Source organism: Salinisphaera sp. T31B1 (assembly GCF_040361275.1).
Taxonomy (GTDB): Bacteria; Pseudomonadota; Gammaproteobacteria; order Nevskiales; family Salinisphaeraceae; genus Salinisphaera.
In genome coordinates this window covers 601246-618683 of record NZ_APNH01000002.1, presented here as the reverse complement: position 1 = coordinate 618683, position 17438 = coordinate 601246, and the positions used below count along the sequence as shown (strand labels likewise).

The 17438-nt window shown below is 61.1% G+C and carries 16 protein-coding genes; 12 read left to right on the top strand and 4 right to left on the bottom strand.

The annotated features are described in order from the left end of the window. Positions 1–177: 177 nt before the first annotated feature. The 3 genes from T31B1_RS09690 to T31B1_RS09680 all read left to right on the top strand — a co-directional run bounded on the left by T31B1_RS09690 (position 178) and on the right by T31B1_RS09680 (position 3172). Positions 178–930, top strand: coding sequence for an AcvB/VirJ family lysyl-phosphatidylglycerol hydrolase (locus T31B1_RS09690; RefSeq protein WP_353249278.1), 753 nt, complete (start codon positions 178–180; stop codon positions 928–930). A gap of 470 nt (positions 931–1400) precedes the next feature. After that, a complete protein-coding gene (locus tag T31B1_RS09685; RefSeq protein ID WP_353249277.1) occupies positions 1401–2324 on the top strand; it encodes a glutathione S-transferase family protein in 924 nt (307 codons plus the stop codon). A gap of 368 nt (positions 2325–2692) precedes the next feature. Continuing rightward, on the top strand, positions 2693–3172 hold the full coding sequence (locus T31B1_RS09680; protein ID WP_353249276.1) for a MerR family transcriptional regulator: 480 nt from the start codon (positions 2693–2695) through the stop codon (positions 3170–3172). 26 nt (positions 3173–3198) lie between these two features. Here T31B1_RS09680 and T31B1_RS09675 read toward each other — a convergent pair whose 3' ends face one another. Next, entirely contained in the window at positions 3199–3882 is a 684-nt protein-coding gene (locus T31B1_RS09675; RefSeq protein WP_353249275.1) for a type 1 glutamine amidotransferase domain-containing protein, read from the bottom strand. A gap of 68 nt (positions 3883–3950) precedes the next feature. Then, a complete protein-coding gene (locus T31B1_RS09670) occupies positions 3951–4853 on the bottom strand; it encodes an acetoacetate decarboxylase family protein (protein WP_353249274.1) in 903 nt (300 codons plus the stop codon). 272 nt (positions 4854–5125) lie between these two features. Here T31B1_RS09670 and T31B1_RS09665 point away from each other — a divergent pair, with 272 nt between their 5' ends. Then, a complete protein-coding gene (locus T31B1_RS09665; protein WP_353249273.1) occupies positions 5126–5956 on the top strand; it encodes an alpha/beta fold hydrolase in 831 nt (276 codons plus the stop codon). A gap of 78 nt (positions 5957–6034) precedes the next feature. Next, a complete protein-coding gene (locus T31B1_RS09660) occupies positions 6035–7090 on the top strand; it encodes a saccharopine dehydrogenase family protein (protein ID WP_353249272.1) in 1056 nt (351 codons plus the stop codon). An 86-nt stretch (positions 7091–7176) separates the two neighbouring features. Here the strand turns inward: T31B1_RS09660 and T31B1_RS09655 are convergent, their stop codons facing one another. Then, positions 7177–8109 carry an NAD-dependent epimerase/dehydratase family protein gene (locus tag T31B1_RS09655; RefSeq protein WP_353249271.1) on the bottom strand — a complete coding sequence of 311 codons (933 nt, stop codon included), beginning with the start codon at positions 8107–8109 and terminating at the stop codon, positions 7177–7179. An 806-nt stretch (positions 8110–8915) separates the two neighbouring features. On the opposite strand from T31B1_RS09655, the gene T31B1_RS09650 reads away from it, so the two are divergent. Further along, on the top strand, positions 8916–10898 hold the full coding sequence (locus T31B1_RS09650) for a TonB-dependent receptor family protein (RefSeq protein ID WP_353249270.1): 1983 nt from the start codon (positions 8916–8918) through the stop codon (positions 10896–10898). 239 nt (positions 10899–11137) lie between these two features. Here the strand turns inward: T31B1_RS09650 and pdxR are convergent, their stop codons facing one another. Then, positions 11138–12562: a MocR-like pyridoxine biosynthesis transcription factor PdxR gene (pdxR, locus tag T31B1_RS09645; protein WP_353249609.1), complete on the bottom strand. Its 1425-nt coding sequence runs from the start codon at positions 12560–12562 to the stop codon at positions 11138–11140. Between the two features lie 92 nt (positions 12563–12654). Between pdxR and T31B1_RS09640 the strand changes: the two genes are divergently transcribed. From T31B1_RS09640 to T31B1_RS09615, 6 genes are all read left to right on the top strand, one after another. Next, positions 12655–13086 (top strand): GNAT family N-acetyltransferase, encoded by a 432-nt coding sequence (locus tag T31B1_RS09640; RefSeq protein WP_353249269.1) that lies wholly within the window; start codon positions 12655–12657, stop codon positions 13084–13086. Positions 13087–13135: 49 nt separating this feature from the next. After that, positions 13136–13567, top strand: a complete 432-nt coding sequence (locus T31B1_RS09635) for a carboxymuconolactone decarboxylase family protein (protein WP_353249268.1) — start codon at positions 13136–13138, stop codon at positions 13565–13567. Between the two features lie 150 nt (positions 13568–13717). Further along, positions 13718–14929: an NAD(P)/FAD-dependent oxidoreductase gene (locus T31B1_RS09630; protein WP_353249267.1), complete on the top strand. Its 1212-nt coding sequence runs from the start codon at positions 13718–13720 to the stop codon at positions 14927–14929. A 37-nt stretch (positions 14930–14966) separates the two neighbouring features. Further along, a complete protein-coding gene (locus T31B1_RS09625; protein ID WP_353249266.1) occupies positions 14967–15584 on the top strand; it encodes a type 1 glutamine amidotransferase domain-containing protein in 618 nt (205 codons plus the stop codon). Continuing rightward, entirely contained in the window at positions 15581–16231 is a 651-nt protein-coding gene (locus T31B1_RS09620) for a ferritin family protein (protein ID WP_353249265.1), read from the top strand. Before T31B1_RS09625 ends, T31B1_RS09620 begins: the two co-directional genes overlap by 4 nt. A 26-nt stretch (positions 16232–16257) precedes the next feature. Next, positions 16258–16860, top strand: a complete 603-nt coding sequence (locus T31B1_RS09615) for an FMN-dependent NADH-azoreductase (RefSeq protein ID WP_353249264.1) — start codon at positions 16258–16260, stop codon at positions 16858–16860. The last annotated feature ends 578 nt before the right edge of the window (positions 16861–17438 follow it).

Sequence of the window (17438 nt, the reverse complement as noted above, 5' to 3'; positions counted from 1 at the left end):
GTTTGCTGCGGCTGGAACGATGCCCCATCGCTGCCGTTGCCGGTCCAGGGCCCGGCGGTTTCATGCGCGAAACTCGCCGTCTGGCCTCGATGCATGTACGTATAATCCGGCCCGTGTATCCCGGTCGGTCATCGACCTTTGGCTCAGGGCGTGCGTGTCTGCTGCGATGGGAAGTGAATGAATCGGCGATTTCTTGTTGAGCGCGCGGCATGGCTGCTTGGCTTCGCAGCGATTCTGTTAGGGATGCCGGGCTGTGTTTTCCGCTCGGGCGGCGAACCCGTTGCCCCCGCGGTGGCTGATCTGCCCCTGATCGTCTACCCACCAGGATTGGATATCAACGCCAGCGACAACGCGACCGACACCCTGGTTGTCATGCTCTCCGGCGACGGCGGCTGGGCCGGGCTCGACAAAGCCGTGGGGCAATCGCTGGCGCAGGCGGGGTATGCCGTTGTCGGCTGGGATTCGCTGCGCTATTACTGGCGGGCACGCGAGCCTGCCGAAGCCGCCGCCGATCTCGATCGCATCGTGCAGACCTATCGACAACGCTGGCAGCTGTCGCATGTCGCGCTGGTCGGCTACTCCCGCGGTGCGGACGTGCTGCCGTTTCTCTACAACCGCTTACCGGCCGATACCCGGGCGCGGGTTTCAGCTGTCCTGTTGCTCGGGCTGGCCAGTCACATCACGTTCGAATATCACCTGCTGTCCATGATCGGCCGTGGCCCACAGGGCCGTGCGGTATTGCCCGAGGCACAGCGCCTACCGGCTGACCGCACTACTTGCCTGTACGGCGTCGACGACCCGGATGCTGTCTGCGAACAACTCCAAGCCGCCGGCCTGGACGTCGTCGCCTTGCCCGGCGGGCATCACTTCGACCACCGATACCAGGCGCTGGCAGACCTGCTGCAACAGACAATCGCGGCTCGCGAATGAATACGTCCTACCAAAGCGCTGGGTGTGTTTCTCCAGCGCAGCGTCGGGCCTCTTGTCCCCGGTGCGGGGGCGTGTGCGCCGGTGCAATCGTCGATGGCGGATTGAAGATCGGCGGTTAGATGCAGAGAAGGCGGACAGCGAATCTGTCCGGCAGGCAGACCGTAGTTGATACAACAAAGCTCATACGAGGCGAGGGCTGAACGGGGCGGCGTGCCCCGGGCTTGCAACGCAAGTCATCCGTTGGACGGGCGGCATTGCGCTAGCGTGCGGCGCAGCGCTCGAATGCCGAGCCGGCCACATCGATACAACAGCCACGAGCTGCCCCGGATCCGGCCGGCTCCATTCCAGCATCCGAACTTCCCTATACTGGCGCGGACGATCCATCTCGCTTTGTTAACGGAATCGAAGCGCCTGTCGACCTACGGCAACCGGCACGCGGCGTCATTCGATGCCAAGGATGAACAATAAAAATGAACGACTCGCTGATCCTTCACCATTATGACGGCTCGCCCTACGCCGAGAAGATCCGGCTGATGTTCGGCCTGACCGACGCGAAGTGGTCCTCCGTGCTGTGTCCGGTGCAGCCACCGCGGCCGAGCCTCGACCCGCTCACCGGCGGCTATCGCCGCATCCCCGTCGCCCAAATCGGTGCAGACATGTTCTGCGATACGGCGCTTATCGCACAGGAACTGGCCACGCGCTTGAACTATCCGGCGCTCGATCCCGCGCAGGTCGACCCCGATGCCGCGGCACTCATGGCGCAAGCCCAGGGCAAGGCGTTCTTCGCCGCGATCGGGGCGGTGCCCACGCGACGGCTGTTCGGCACGATGCTGCGCATGTTCGGGCCGATCGGCACGGTACGCTTCGTCAAGGACCGCATCAGCCTGCTCAAGGGCTCGACGGTCCGCGCCCCGCAGGGCGACAAGGCCAAGGCCGTACTGAACGCCTTGCTGGACGACCTGGAAACCCGACTCGAAACCCATGAATGGGTTGGCGGCGACGCCGTCTCCGTCGCGGATTTCGCCTGTTTTCATCCGCTCTGGCTCTATGTCAGCTGCAATCGCCGTCCGCTCGAGGCCGGTCAAAAGGTCGAAGCGTGGTACCAGCGTGTCAGTGAGATCGGTCACGGCGAGCGTGCAGAGATCACAAAGGACAAGGCGTTTGCGATAGCCAAAGAGGCCGAACCGCGCCCCGTGCCCGAAAGCGTGTCCGATGCGCCCGCCGCGATCGGCGCCAAGGTGGAAGTGACCCCGTCGGACTACGGCAAGGTGCCGGTCTCGGGAACCCTGGCTGCGTTCACCGATGACCGTATCGTCGTCGCACGGGACACCCGGGAATTCGGATTGCTGCACGTGCATTTCCCGCGTGCCGGGTACGCTCTGACCGCAGCGTAATGGATCGCGGCCGACTGAGTTCATCTCTTATCGGTCGTCGCGAATCGTCCGATCGTTTCATTCGACAGAAGCCAGAGTAACGATCCTGGAGGAGGGGTATAGCTTCACACCACGCCCCGGTCTGCGCGATTCGGGCAGCGGCGAATTGCGCCAGCGCGTTTGATTAGCAGGCCGTGCGAGCGCGCTTTTACATGTCGCTTGGCCGTAGCTGGCTAGCCGCCGTTAGCGAACCTTGATGATTGCGTGACCGAACCCGATAGAAGTTACAGTCGAGAATCCGAAGCGACTCCATGAACCGATCCATGCTTTCAACCGAATCACATCAGCGGCAGATTCAAGGTTAATGAGAGTCAGGTGCGAACTCGAATATGAAGATAGGTGATCTAGCAAAGCGGACGGGGCTGGCCGCATCGCGTATCCGCTACTACGAACGGATCGGACTGTTAAGGACGGTAGAACGCCAGGCCAATGGATACCGGAGTTATCCGCCAGAAGCCGAACTCGTGCTTAACCTGATCACGCAGGGGCAAGCCGCCGGCTTCAGCCTGGACGAACTGCAAAAACTCATGCCGCCCGATCTCGCGCATTGGGATCATGATTCTCTGGTCGAGGCGCTTCGTCGCAAAGTGGCGGATATCGAGTCACTCGAAACGCAGCTGGGTGAGAGCAAGGCACAGCTGCAAGCGGTGATCCGCGATATCGAAACCAAGCCGGAGTCGATCGACTGTGAAGCGAATGCAAAACGGGTGCTGTCGCGAATCGGCCTGAGCGAGATGGCCGATACCGCGACATTCGATGCCACAGCCGCGCCTTCGAGCGTGCACCGCCCGCGTCGTCGAACCCGTTAATCGGCGGGCCGCGAAGCTGTAACGTTCTATAGCAGCGCGGCGACCCGCTTTGCGGTTGCCTTGGCCGATTGCGGGTTCTGTCCGGTCACCAGCCGATCGTCCACCGTCACCTTGCTCACGAACGGCAACCAGGCTTTCTCGTAGCGCGCACCGCGATTCTTCATTTCCTGCTCGGCGTTATACGGCATCTTCCTGGCGACACCGGCGAGTATTTCTTCTGTCCAGGAAAACCCGGTCACGCGTCGCCCGCCAACCAGCAAGGTGCCATCGGACAGCTTTGTATTGAGTAGCCCGCAGTAGCCATGACAGACGGCTGAAACGATGCCACCGCGCTCGAATATCTCGCGCGTGATCCGTTGCAGGCCGGCGCTGTCGGGGAAATCCCACATCACCGCGTGACCGCCGGTGAAATAGATCGCATCGAATTGCTCTGCGTCGATGTCCTGCGGTGCGGCGGTGTTCGATAACAGCGTACGACGCGCCCCATCGGCCAGCCAGGCACGGGCCGACGCATCGAGCAGCGGCCACTTGAGCGCGCGCGGCTCAAGCGGTATCGGCCCGCCGCTCGGGCTGACCAGGTGCTGCTCGTGACCCTGGGCGGCGAAAACGTCCCAGGCATGGGTCAGCTCCGACAGCCACAGTCCGGTCGGATGCGCCGGATCTTCGTAGTGCGACACGTTGCTGACGACGTGCAGGATGCGCTTGCTCATGGCGTCAGTCCTTTCTGGTTCTATGTTGTAAGTCATTACAAGCTGCCTTCTTCCCGTCGGATCACGGACTAACGGTCGGACGTACGCAGCGGCGCAGGCAGATTCAGTACGGTCTGGGCGTTGCGAACCACATCCATTCGCAGGATCTTGGCGGCCCCCAGACCGTCTAGCAACTGACTTATTGGCCCGCCGTGGCGTTCCAAGTGCACGTCGTGCGGGAAGGAACGCTGGGCGTACGACAGCGTGTTCGAGCGAACGACGGTTTGATGCCATCGACCGTCGACCTGATGCAGCATCGTGCTCGTGCCCATATGCGACTGCGACGCGGCTTCCGTAAATGTAGGCACTGGCGCGCTCATAGACAGGTCCGGCGAACCGTTGGTCGTCTGGATTTCGGCCTGCACGGCATCATCGGTTGCGATATCGATAGTCGTCCGCCACTTGGGCAGCTGATACCCATGCACGCCGCGCACCCGAGCAATCTCGGTGTCGACCGGTAGCGCGAGCACGTGGGCGAAGAAACTGCGGCGCCGCATTGAATCAAGCAACTCGAACGAATGCGGGCCGCGTGCGCCGGGCCGGCGCACCACCGCGGCGATGGATACCTCGCGATACGGGTCGTTATCACACACGTCGTAGGCGAAGAACGTCAACGCCACGAGTCCGCGGCCCGGAAACGCGCGCAACGGCTCCAACGGCTCGGGGAGCATGGCGCGCAGCCGCGCGACGGGCGCGGTCATCAGGAGTTGAATGCTGCGGGCACGATAGTAGAAGTTCGGTGCCCATATCGACCCGACGCGGGATTCGACGCGCTGTTTGGGAATCCGTCGAAACCAGCTGACATCATCCACTGCCGCATCCTGCGCGACCGCGTCCAGATCGGGGTTCATGCGAAACCGATCGTAGTAGCCGCCCTTGGGCACCGCGACGGTCTGTGATCCAAACTCGATCTCCGTAAAGCCTTCGTCCATAGCGTCGCCTTGGTGTCGATGTCTTCTTCGATCCGATCGCGCGATGCGGTCGGCTTTCCCATTTAGCGACTCTATGGTTGAAGCTAGATTTAAGGTCAAGTGCGGGTCGGCGTTCGCATTGTTGGGTGCCTCGCGCATAGTTTATGCATGACGTTGACCTTAAACCGGGCTTCAATCCTAGGTTTGGGTCGCAGACTGATAAGTGCGTTGGGCTTCAACGCACAGGGATTCGAGATCGATCTCGTCAACACCCGCCAACAGGAGATACGGACATGGGATACGTAACGACGACCGACGGTGTGGATATCTTCTATAAGGACTGGGGCCCGCGCGATGCGCCGGTCATCTTCTTTCACCACGGCTGGCCGCTCAGCGCGGACGACTGGGATGCACAGATGATGTTCTTCCTGGCCGAGGGCTATCGCGTGATCGCGCACGATCGTCGCGGCCACGGTCGGTCCAGCCAGGTATGGGACGGCCATGACATGGATCACTACGCCGACGATGTCGCCGCGGTGGTCCAGCATCTCGGCGTGCAGGGCGCGGTCCATGTCGGTCATTCCACTGGCGGTGGCGAGGTCATCCACTATGTGGCACGCCACGACGAAGACAACGTCGCCAAGGCGGTGCTGATCAGTGCCGTGCCGCCGTTGATGGTTAAAACTGACGCCAACCCGGACGGCCTGGATCAATCGGTGTTCGACGATTTCCAGGCGCAGGTGGCGACCAACCGGGCCCAGTTCTACTACGACGTCCCCGCCGGTCCGTTCTACGGCTACAACCGCGACGGCGCAGACCCGTCCGAAGCCGTGATCTGGAACTGGTGGCGCCAAGGGATGATGGGCGGCGCGAAAGCGCACTACGATGGCATCGTTGCCTTTTCCCAGACCGATTTCACCGAGGATCTGAAAAGCGCGACCCTGCCTGTGCTGGTCATGCACGGCGAGGACGACCAGGTCGTGCCGTTCGAGATCGCCGGCAAGAAATCCGCGGAGTTGGCGCCTAACGCCACGCTCAAGACCTACCCGGGCGCGCCGCACGGCCTGCCCACCACACACGCCGATGCGGTCAACGCCGATTTGTTGGCGTTCATTCGAGATTGATTATGACCGCGGCGCCACGGGTCAAACCTCGCGGCGCCGCGGTTCCCCATAGGAGTGGTTGAGGAGGCATCGCAACACATGGCTTGGATGCTCTATGGCGCCAACGGCTACACCGGCGAAATGATCGCGCGCGAGGCCGTATCACGCGGCATGCACCCGGTGCTCGCGGGCCGCAGTCGGCACAAGATAGCGCCACTGGCCGAGGAGCTCGGTCTTGAGACACGGGTCTTCACCCTCGACGAGACAACCAGCGCAGCCGCGCATCTCGAAAACATCGAGCTCGTCCTGCTCACTGCCGGCCCGTTCTCGAAAACAAGCGCGCAGATGGTGCAAGCCTGCATCGCAGCCGGTGCCCATTATCTGGATATCACCGGCGAGATCGATATCTTCGAACAGGTCGCGGCATCAGATCGCGCCGCCCGCGAGGCGGGCGTTGTGCTTTGTCCGGGTGTGGGTTTCGATGTCGTGCCGACCGATTGCGTGGCTGCCGCCCTTAAAGAAGCACTGCCGGATGCCACGGAGCTCGACCTTGGCTTCGATACCGACATGAAGATGTCGCCCGGGACACTGAAAACGACGATAGAAGGGGCAGCCGTTGGCGGCCGGATTCGTCGTGATGGCGTCATTCGTACCGTTGGCCACGGGTACGCCACGCGGCGTATCGATTATGGCCGCGGCGAAAAACTGGCGGCCTCTTTCCCATGGGGTGATGTCGCCACTGCATACCATTCGACAGGCATAGGCGACATCACCGTCTATGTGCCCACAAGCCGCGCCGAACTGATCGGCATGCGCATCATCAACCCGCTCCGACCCATACTGCGACAGCGTTGGCTTCAGTCGCTCTTGGGCCGCGCGATATCGCGGTTCGTGAAGGGCCCGGATGAATTGGCTCGATCAAAGACACCGGTGTATATCTGGGGCGAAGCTCGAAACCCGAGCGGCGAACGCCGGGTGGCACGGGTCAAGACCACCAACAGTTACAGCCTGACTATCCCGGCGGCGCTCGCGGTCACCAGGTTCTTGCTGGATAACAGCCCTGCGCCCGGCTTCACCACGCCGTCACGCCTGATGGGCCATGATTTGATCGCCCGGGTCGAAGGAGGTGGAACGATCGAGATGTCTGGATCTTGAGCACCCTCGCGTTTGGCTGCGCGTCGACGATTCCGCCCGCCCGGGCGCAGCGACACTCACTACCCCGGTCAGTACAAGCAAGCGCCTCAGGCGGTAGACCCCTCACGTTTAATAGCGCTCAAACCATCTTGATATGACGTGACGCCAAACTCGGGAAAGCGCTTTTTGAATTTGTTCGACTCGAAAATATTATCCACGGCATAGCGGGGCAAGAGTTCTGCGGCATCCCTGACCTGCTGACTGAATAATCCGGCCAGGCGAAGCTGCCATCGCTTGAGCACCTTATAGCGCGCGCTCGTGTTAAAGATCTCGGCCGCCAACTGGATGAATTGCCGATAGGTCAGGCGATCGTCGTCGCAGGGCAGATGCCAGGTCTGACCGTACGCGTCCGGCGTATTGCCGAGCAGGGCCAGCGCACGGCTCGCGTCCGGCGTGTAGATGAGCGTGCGCCGGGTGTCGTCTCGCAGGAAGACCTTTGCGGCTTTGCCGGCCTTCAGGTTGTCGACAATCGTGGCATTCGTGATGCTCTGGGTCTTGCCCGGACCGTAGAACTCCGGCGCCCGACCAATCACCGCCTCGACACGTTTGTCCTCCATGGCCTGAAGCAGATCGCGCACGATGTCGGCCCGCACCTGTCCTTTGCGGCCGTTCGGAGTAAACGGCGTTTTTTCGGTCTGTGGCGTGGCGGTCTGCGGATACATATAGGTATTGTCGAAGAATACGAGCTTGGCACCATGTTTTTCACAGGCATCGATGATGTTTCGCATCAAGACCGGCCATTGCTCGACCCACCTTCGAGTATCCATGGGCAGCCCGACGGTTACGTACGCGATGTCCGAGCCTTCTACCGCGCGCATCGTCTGTTCGGCGTCAAGCAGGTCGGCGCTCAGAAGCTCGTCCGTCTCGTTCACACGATGAGGATGACGGCTCACCAGCCGAATCTCACTGGTGAAGTCCTGTTTTAGCTGCCGCGCGAGTTCACGCCCGATTTGGCCGCTTGCGCCTAATATCGTTTGCATCGTGGTTGTTCCTCGAACTATCAGAACGCGTTTCCGTGCAGCGGCCCGATATTACGTTGAAGACCTGCTTGAAGAAGAACCCTAACCTTTAAGCAGGCTTTAACGTCAACTTCAATGGCTACGCGATCTCTGCACGACCGTACTTCCGGCTGGACACGTCCATGCGCTGTGAGACACGTCCAGTAGTCGATGGTGGACAGGGTACTGACTTGGTGACGCCGAACGATCGGTTGACGGTTGAACGGTTGGGACAGGCGAACGATCTAGCCCAATCGGTCGCAGCGGACCGATGTCCGCTCGGATTCAGAAGCGGCCAAGGAAAACCGGCGGCACTATCCAAATAGACGATGGATCACGGGCGGGGACACTCAAGGTCGCGCGGTTACAGTCGTCGGAAATCGGTTCGAACTTTATAATTTATCCAGCGGCCAGCCAGCCGTACATGCTGATGCTTGAGAATGGCGCTCGACATTCGCGTGGCTAGCGCCGTTATAGCTATAAAGCTTGCGCGGCGACAATTTGTCGCACCGTGAAAGCCCTTATTTCGACAGTTTTTCCTCTAATATCCGCCGGGCTGGTTCAAAAACACCTGACGTTGCCCGCGAAGGGTTGAGCGCAACGCCGATGCGGCGGTTTTAGGGGAAAACATGCACACTGGACGTCGCGCACGGCACACAGCAATGGGGCGCCGTCGCACCTTGAGCACGAGGGCCTGCAAGCTCGCGCTCGCTTTGACGGGCATCGCGCCGCTATCTCTGGGATGGGCACAGACTTCGACCCGCGATTCGAGTGTCGAAAGTCTCGCGATGGAGCCATTGACCATCAATGCGCCGGCGCTTTCCGACGAGCATGGCAGCATCACCGTACCCACCACACCTGAGGCCATCGCGGATATCCGTCGCACGCCCGGCGGTGTCGAGGTGGTGCCAGATACACAGTTCAAGAATAGCCGCGCCCAGACCGTTAAGGATGTGCTGGATTGGGTGCCCGGCGTGTTCGTCCAACCGCGGTTCGGCGACGACGCGCGCGTCTCGATCCGGGGCTCCGGACTGTCGCGCAACTACGGTAATCGCGGCGTGAACATGTTCATCGACGGCGTCCCGATCAACACATCGGACGGACTGGTCGATCTTTTCGAAATCGATCCGACCGCGTACCGCTATGTGGAGGTCTACAAGGGCGCCAATGCGCTGCGATATGGCGGCAACTCGCTGGGCGGTGCGGTCAATTTCGTGACCCCGACAGGCCGCGATGCGGCGCCTTTTGCCGGGCGCTTGGACGTCGGCAGTTTCGGTTATCGCAAAGCGCAAGCCAGCACCGGCGGCGCTGAGGGTGCGTACGACTATTTCATCACCGCATCAGCGCAGCGCTTCGATGGCTATCGCGACCATAGCGATGGCGACCAGCAACGGTTGAGTTCCAATATCGGCTATCGGTTCTCGCCGGATGCCGAGACCCGCTTCTATCTGAATCTGAACCGGATCCGGCAGCGCCTGCCGGGCGAGGTCTCCAAACGTTCGGCCCTTGAAACGCCTCGTACGGCGAACCCGGAATTCGAACGACTCGACCAGCAGCGCAATATCGACTCGGTACGCATCGCCAACAAGACCACGCTACGCTTCGACGATACAACGCTCGAGTTCGGTGCATTCGGTGTGCACCGGCATGTCGATCACCCGATCTTTCAGTGGCTCGACTACGATGTCGACGATTACGGCGGCTTCGTTCGGCTCACCGATAATCTAAGGTTCGCCGGGTTCGATAATGAAGTGATCGCGGGCGCGAATATTCACAACGGCGAAATCGATAATCGGCAATATGCCAATCAGACAGACGCAGTCAAAGGCGAACTGCTCTCGTCGAATGTGGACAAGTCAGAAAACATATCCGCATACCTGCAGAATTCGTTTTATCTCCGGTCGGACCTCGCCCTGATCGCGGGTCTTCAGTTTCAGTACGCCAAGCGTGACCGGCGAGATCGATTCCTATCCGACGGCGATCAATCAGGCAGCCGCAGTTACCGCAACTATAGCCCCCGGATTGGCGTGCTCTGGGATATCGACCCGCAGTGGCAGGCATTTGCCAACGTGTCGCGTAGCGCCGAAGTGCCCAGCTACGACGCCAACACCTTCGCGACGCCGGCGAGTTCGACCGTCGACGACCAGACCGCCACCACCTACGAGATCGGCACCCGCGGCGAGCGGCCCAATTTCCATTGGGATATCGCGCTCTACCGATCCGAGATCGACAACGAGCTGCAGTGCCTGACCACGTCGCCATTCAGTCCCTGCACGGTGGTCAACGCCGACCGTACCGTGCATCAGGGCGTTGAATTGGGTCTGGGCCTCGGGTTGCTCGAATCGGTTCTTGTCGCGGGCGACCGTGTCGGGTTCAACGCAACCTATACCTACAGCGATTTCTTTTTCGACGACGATCGCCGCTATGGCGATAACGAGCTTCCCGGGGTGCCGCCGCACTATGTCCGCGCGGAAGTGCGCTACGACCATCCCGACGGGTTCTACGCCGCTCCGAGCACGGAATGGGTACCGGAGAGTTACTACGTCGACAATAGGAACCAAGTCACGGCCGACGACTACGCACTGCTGAACTTCAGAATCGGCTACGAACCAGACACCAGCAACTGGTCGGCCTATATCGAAGGGCGAAACCTGCTCGACAAACGATATATCGGCACGGTGGCGATCGCCGGCACCGCCGATGAGCAAGCGGCCCTGTTCAACCCGGGTACTGGACGCGCGGTCTATAGCGGCGTGCAGTACGAGTGGTGACCGTTCGAAGCGATTTCTTTGCATAGCGTCGGGCGGCAGCGCTCATCATCCAGCGATGCGCAAGACGTTGACCGGCGCGCTCAGAACGCGCCGCCACTACGGCCAGTTTCCTGATTGGATATCGCCGCATGCTGAGAATCGCGATCGTTTTCTATAGGCGGGCAATCGACATGTACCGTTGGCGAGTCTTTCCAGCCCACCCGATGGTTGCAATAGCGGCTGTCCGCTCGGCCAATGAACTAAGGATTAGCCAGGACTGTTCGCAAGCGGTGGACCGACGCCATTGCATCGTCCGCCGTCGCAAAGTTGGCAAACCCCATCAACAAGCCGCGTTGCGATGCCTTGTTGATCTGCCAATTGCTTAATGCGTCGAGGGCAAGCCCCTCGGCCTTTGCGGACTCGGCCAGCGCTTTATCGTTCTGCCGAGTGGTCAGGTGAGCCAGTATATGAATGCCGCCTGCCTGTCGCTGGACATCCAGACTTTCTCCTAAGGTTCGCGTGAGTGCATCGACGAGATAACCGCGTCTGACCGCATAAAGCGAGCGCATCTTGCGTAGATGGCGGGAGAAATGGCCCTGTTCCATGAAGTGGGCAACCATGGCTTGCGGCAGGATCGAACCCGGCCCGCGAAGAAGATGCACCGTCTCCTCGAATTTGTCGACCAGAGATTCGTCGACCACCAGATATGCCAGCCGTAAACCCGGAAACAACACCTTGCTGAATGTGCCGGTGTAGAGCACTCGCCCACCACGATCGAGGCTTTTCAAGGCGGGCAGGGGCCGGCCGTGGTATCGGAACTCGCTGTCGTAGTCGTCCTCGATAACCCAGGCATGACGGTCATTGGCCCACTCCAGCAGTTCCAGGCGCCGGGGCAATGACAAGGCCGCGCCCGTCGGGCTTTGATGGGTAGGCGTCACCACGGCGAAGCGGGCCGCGGCGGCGCGTTGTTTGCCGGCCGCGACGCTCAAACCTTCTTCATCGACCGGGACCGCGGCCAGGCGCATGCCGGCACGCTCGAGATACTGGCGCGCGAGGATGTATCCCGGGTCCTCGTACCAGCCCAGGTCGCCAACCTTCAGCAGCGTACGACACACCAGGTCCAGCGCCCCGTGATAACCGGGCGTGATGAAGACCTGCTCATGCGAACACGCAATTCCGCGTGAGATACCCAGATAAGTGGCGATGGCACGCCGAAGCGGTTCGTATCCTGCCGGATCGGGATAGTCCATCGCCGCCGTGTCCAGGGTGCGTACGCTGCGCCCGGCCAGCCGTGCCCAGGTCTTTCGCGGAAACGCGTCCAACGCCGGCATACCGAGTTGAAACGGCAATGCCTTACCCGCTACGGCCTGGGGGCGGGGCGACGATTGGGCAGGGGGTTCAGGCGTCGGCGCCTGACTTGGCTCACCCAGGCGTCCCAGCCGGGGCGACACGACAGTGCCCGCCGCACCGCGCGTCACGAAATAGCCTTCGCTCACCAGCATCTGATAGGCCGTTTCGACGGTTCCACGCGACAGGCTGAGATCACTGGCGAGGCTACGTACGGAGGGTACTCGGTCCCCCGGGTGAAGCCGACCGGCCGCGATCGCCTCCCGATAGCGTCGATACAGCTGCAGGTAGATCGGTGCGTCTTGCGCCCGGTTGGGTCTCAGGTGTTTCAGGTCCATGGGCGATGTCCTACTCGTTTGTTCAATTCTTGGACCTATCGAGCAGGTCATCGTCCGGCTAATTTTGCAGCCTGTACCACACGGAAATCCACATGAGCGTCTTTCAACTGCGGTCGGTCGATAGCGACCCGGAGTACCAGGCCTGTTTCAACGTCATGCGTGAACTGCGTCCCCATCTGAGCGATGCGGCCGCATTCACCGCGCAGGCACGTCGTCAAGCCACGCAGGGGTATCGCCTGCTCGCCGCGTGGCAGGACGACGAAGTCAAAGGTTTGGCGGGCTATCGAATTCAGGAAAACCTGATCTATGGGCGCTTTCTCTATGTCGATGATCTGGTCGCGGCCCCCGAGGCCCGTCGCCACGGTCTGGGCGGCGAGCTGATCGATACCTTGCGCGAACAGGCGAAGCAACAGGGCTGCGCGCACTTTGTTCTGGATACCGCCCTGGCCAACGCGCTGGGACAACGTTTCTATTTTCGCCAAGGCTTGTTGGCTAGAGGAATCCATTTCTGCCAACCGCTGTAGGTTCGATGAATCAAGTCGTTTTGCTTGTTTTCTTTCTGGAGATTTAAGAATGAGTGCTCTTCGTTTGCCTTACTGGTCCCTCTCGCCCGACGCATACAAAGGCCTGGGCGCTACCAAGAAAGCACTGGAAAAAAGCAGTCTTGGCAGGGAATTGATTGAGCTCGTCTGGCTTCGAATGTCGCAGATCAACGGCTGCCCGTATTGCCTGACGATGCATACGAAAGCACTGCGCACGGGCGGCATGCCAGACGCCAAGCTCGACAGCCTGGCGGGATGGCGCGTCGGCGAGCATTTCGACGCGCGTGAGCGTGCCGCACTGGCCTGGACGGAGTCGCTGACGCACGTGGATCACACGCATGCGCCTGATGACGATTTCGAGCCGCTCAGAGCGCAGTTCAGCGACGTCGAAATATCCGACTTGTGCTTCGCCATTGCACTGATGAGTGCGTTCAACCGCTTGGCGATCGGCATGCGGCAATAGCAAACGAAACGCAGCGCGTGCCAAGCGCCGTGTACGCACTCATCGAAATGATCCGAGGCCGGTCAAGCCGAGCGCGTTTCAAGTCGTGACTATCGAAGCAGCAGCTCTGCTCAGCATCTGAAACAAATACCCGTTCCAGGAGAACGACCCATGTCGAAACAGATTCTTGTCATTGGCGCCGGCTTCGCCGGTATGTGGAGCGCGCTGGGCGCGGCCCGGCTGCTGGAACAGGCCGGGCGCAGCGATGTCGAGGTCTCGCTGATCGCACCGGAGCCGGCGCTGCATGTCCGGCCCCGTCTGTACGAGCAAAACCCGGAAGGCATGAAGGCGCCGCTGCTGGAGATCTTCAAGACCGCAGGCGTGAAATTCATCCAGGGCCTGGTGAAGCACATCGATGTGGCGAATCAGCAGGTCCGCTTGATCGGCACCGGCGCGGACACGTCAGGTTGCGACATCAAATATGACCGGCTGGTACTCGCCGCCGGCAGCCGTCTGAACTGCCCGCCGATCCCCGGCCTGAAGGACCATGCATTCAACGTCGACCAGATTGCCGATGCCGCAAGACTTGAAGCGCATCTCCACGGGTTAGCAGAACGCGCCGACAGCGCCGGCCGCAACACGGTGGTGGTTGCCGGGGCCGGCTTCACCGGCATCGAGACCGCGGCAGAGATGCCCGCACGTCTACGTGAAATCCTGGGGCCGAACGTGGCCGTGAACGTGATCATGGTCGAACGCGCCGGCGAGGTGGGCCCGGACCTGGGTCCCGGCCCGCGGCCCGTCATCACGCAGGCACTGACCGAATTGGGTGTGACGTGGCGGCTCGGCTCCGGTGTTGCAGTCGTCGACGCGGCAGGGGTGACGCTGGAAAACGGGGAGCGGATCGAAGCCGACACCGTCATCTGGACCGCCGGCGCGCGGGCCAGCGAACTCACGGCCCAGATTCCAGGCGAGCACGACCGCTTCGGGCGCCTTCATGTGGATCGCAATCTGAAGGTCAAGGGTATCGATGCGGTGTTCGCAACAGGTGATTGTGCCTACGCCGCCACCGACGACAAAGGCAACCACACGATGATGTCCTGCCAGCACGCGAATAATCTCGGCCGCTCGGCGGGCCACAACGTCGCGGCAGATTTGTTGGGTCTTGACCCGATCGCGTACAGCCAGTCGGAGTACGTGACCTGCCTGGCGCTGGGGCCGTGGGGCGCTGTCTATACGGAAGGCTGGGATCGCCAGGTGAAACTGAAGGGGCCGGAGGCCGGGGCACTCAAGACGATGATCAATACCCAATGGATCTATCCGCCGAACGGTGACCGTGCCGAGATTCTGGCCTCAGCGGATCCCGCCCGCGTCATTGTCGCTTGATCCGTATGCGATGGCCTGAACGACACGGTGATAGCCAATGACATCCGAACTCTACGGTCTGAACATCGCCGTTCTGATTGCCGGCGGCTTCGAGCACGTCGAATATCTGCTGCCGCGGCGCCACCTGGAATCCACCGGCGCGAAAGTGACGGTGGTGTCGTCGTCTCGCCGGCCGGTGCGGAGTTGGGATGTGAACGACTGGGGCGAGGCCGTCGCGGTCGACGTGCCGCTGGCCACGGCCGATTCGAATGATTACCACGCACTTGTCCTGCCCGGTGGCCTCATGAACGCCGACGCGCTGCGGACCGAGCAGGCAGCGCTGGCTTTCATACGTGCGTTTTTCGATAACGACAAGCCAGTGGCCACCATCCGTCATGGTGCCTGGCCTTTGATCGATGCCGACGTGGTTCGCGGACGGCGTCTCACCTCGTGGCCTTCATTGCGACGCGATCTTGAAAACGCCGGTGCCTACTGGATGGACGAATCGGTCGTCGTGGATGCAGGCCTCGTCTCGACGCGCTGGCCGAGCGACTTGGCGGATTTCAACCGCGTCATGATCCGAACATTGGCCCGCGCCCCTTTGACGGGCAATGCGATATCCACGGGTCTATCCCGTGCCGACCCAGTCTGTCTTACCCACAGGAGCCCGCAATGAGTCAGGAATCTCTCAGCAACCCGCAGGGCCTGTCGGTTCGCATCAGCCAGCCCCAAATCATGGATGCCGCGAGCGTCACCGCATCCACGAACATGGGTCAACGCTTGAGCCTCGACATGAACAGACTGTTTTACAACGGATATGCCCAGGTTCTAAACCATGCGGCGGATGATCGCGATGCGCCGACGGCCGTGGACGGCAACAGTTGTCGCGTACTCAATCAATGCATCGCGGACTGCGTGGATCTGCAGAGCCAGTGTCGCCAGGTCCGGTGGCATCTAACCGACAGCGCTTACCTTGAGCACCGCGCGGTCTGCACTCAGGCCATACGACGGATCGAGCAGCACGTGAACCTGATGGGCGAACGCGTTGTGCAATTGAACGGCCACGTCGAGGGCACGCTGGCACAGGTTGTCGAGCGCTCGGGATTGAGCGGATACCCGGTCATGGTCGAGGAGGCAGAAAGCCTTGTCGATGCAGTCAATGGGGCTTTATGGCTGGTGAGTCAGACCATGCGCGAGGACAGTGCCGAGCTCATCCGACGCGGTGATGCCATGAGCCATGAGTTGCTCGAACAGGCGGCGGCGTCGCTGGAGCAATGTCTGGAATTGCTTTGCTCGCGCAACACGCTTGCGACCCATCCGTAACGTGGCCACTCCCTGAAGGACGTTGTATGAAAATTCTCCATATCGATTGCAGTCCAAGACCCGACTCTCATAGCCGGAAACTGTCGGCAGCCATCGTTGCGCAGCTGCTCGACATGGCTCCCGATGCGAGGGTCACGCGTCGCGACCTCGGCCGAGAACCCATACCACATCCCGACATGGACTACGCGTCGGCGCTGTCTTCGCCGAAGACTCTGGCTCACGATCAAATGGACAGGGCGACACGACTGTCGGAAACACTGATACAGGAGGTCGAAGCGGCCGACATCCTCGTGATTGGCACGCCCATCAACAATTTTACCGTGCCCTCGGTACTCAAGGCCTGGATCGATCAAATCCTGAGGATGGGTCGCACGATCGGGACAACGCCGAGCGGCGAAAAGATGGGCCTGTTAGACGACAAACCCGTCTATATCGGTATCGCCGCGGGCGGTGTGTTCACGGGTGATCGTGCAAAGCAGCCCGACTTTCTGATCCCCTATCTGACCGCCGCACTCGGATGCGTGGGTTTGTCTTCCTTGCAGTTCTTTCCCTTGCAGGCAACCGTGTTCCTCAGCGAAGAGCAATTGGAGGAAGGGCGGGCGGCACTGATTGCCTCAATGGCTACCTGACCAACGGCAGGTGAAAGATGGGACACGCCGGTACGCTTTGGCGTCGAGCAGAACCAGGTCGCTTCTTGCTGAGCTGCACTGTTCGGTCTTCGGAAAGTCGAATTTCTGGCTCGACGGCATGCTGCGGCATCGCGACATTCCCGATTTCCATCGTAAGGCCGCGGCCCGCAGATTCCCAGACCGCGGCGGCAAGCGCCGGCCCGGATTCATCGGTATACGCAATTACCCTGATTTAGCTGCATACTGCACGCTGTTATGATCGCGCCGTTTTTTTAAACCAAGCGAGATCGACAACCGAAGCAGCTGCTCGAACAGGCCCGTGGGGCTGGTGTCGAGTCCGTGCCGGCGCTGATGATCGCCCACGGTCTAATGGGTCGAAGGCGAGATTCGTTCGTCACGTTCGCGTCCGGCGCGGTCAACCATGGGCTGTAGCGTCCATCCACGCGGTGCGAGGCTGGCTTGCCCGCGGCCCTGTATCGGCTGAGGGCATACCGGCCACGGTCACGTGATTAGCGTTGCCGGAAGCAGGCTGCCGAATCTCGCTATGCGTTGTCCTGCGCGGCGGCCGCATGCCGGCG

Coding starts and splice junctions, on each gene's coding strand:
- T31B1_RS09690 (WP_353249278.1), top strand. CDS start 178: ATGAATCGGCGATTTCTTGTTGAGCGCGCGGCATGGCTGCTTGGCTTC.
- T31B1_RS09685 (WP_353249277.1), top strand. CDS start 1,401: ATGAACGACTCGCTGATCCTTCACCATTATGACGGCTCGCCCTACGCC.
- T31B1_RS09680 (WP_353249276.1), top strand. CDS start 2,693: ATGAAGATAGGTGATCTAGCAAAGCGGACGGGGCTGGCCGCATCGCGT.
- T31B1_RS09675 (WP_353249275.1), bottom strand. CDS start 3,882: ATGAGCAAGCGCATCCTGCACGTCGTCAGCAACGTGTCGCACTACGAA.
- T31B1_RS09670 (WP_353249274.1), bottom strand. CDS start 4,853: ATGGACGAAGGCTTTACGGAGATCGAGTTTGGATCACAGACCGTCGCG.
- T31B1_RS09665 (WP_353249273.1), top strand. CDS start 5,126: ATGGGATACGTAACGACGACCGACGGTGTGGATATCTTCTATAAGGAC.
- T31B1_RS09660 (WP_353249272.1), top strand. CDS start 6,035: ATGGCTTGGATGCTCTATGGCGCCAACGGCTACACCGGCGAAATGATC.
- T31B1_RS09655 (WP_353249271.1), bottom strand. CDS start 8,109: ATGCAAACGATATTAGGCGCAAGCGGCCAAATCGGGCGTGAACTCGCG.
- T31B1_RS09650 (WP_353249270.1), top strand. CDS start 8,916: ATGGAGCCATTGACCATCAATGCGCCGGCGCTTTCCGACGAGCATGGC.
- pdxR (WP_353249609.1), bottom strand. CDS start 12,562: ATGGACCTGAAACACCTGAGACCCAACCGGGCGCAAGACGCACCGATC.
- T31B1_RS09640 (WP_353249269.1), top strand. CDS start 12,655: ATGAGCGTCTTTCAACTGCGGTCGGTCGATAGCGACCCGGAGTACCAG.
- T31B1_RS09635 (WP_353249268.1), top strand. CDS start 13,136: ATGAGTGCTCTTCGTTTGCCTTACTGGTCCCTCTCGCCCGACGCATAC.
- T31B1_RS09630 (WP_353249267.1), top strand. CDS start 13,718: ATGTCGAAACAGATTCTTGTCATTGGCGCCGGCTTCGCCGGTATGTGG.
- T31B1_RS09625 (WP_353249266.1), top strand. CDS start 14,967: ATGACATCCGAACTCTACGGTCTGAACATCGCCGTTCTGATTGCCGGC.
- T31B1_RS09620 (WP_353249265.1), top strand. CDS start 15,581: ATGAGTCAGGAATCTCTCAGCAACCCGCAGGGCCTGTCGGTTCGCATC.
- T31B1_RS09615 (WP_353249264.1), top strand. CDS start 16,258: ATGAAAATTCTCCATATCGATTGCAGTCCAAGACCCGACTCTCATAGC.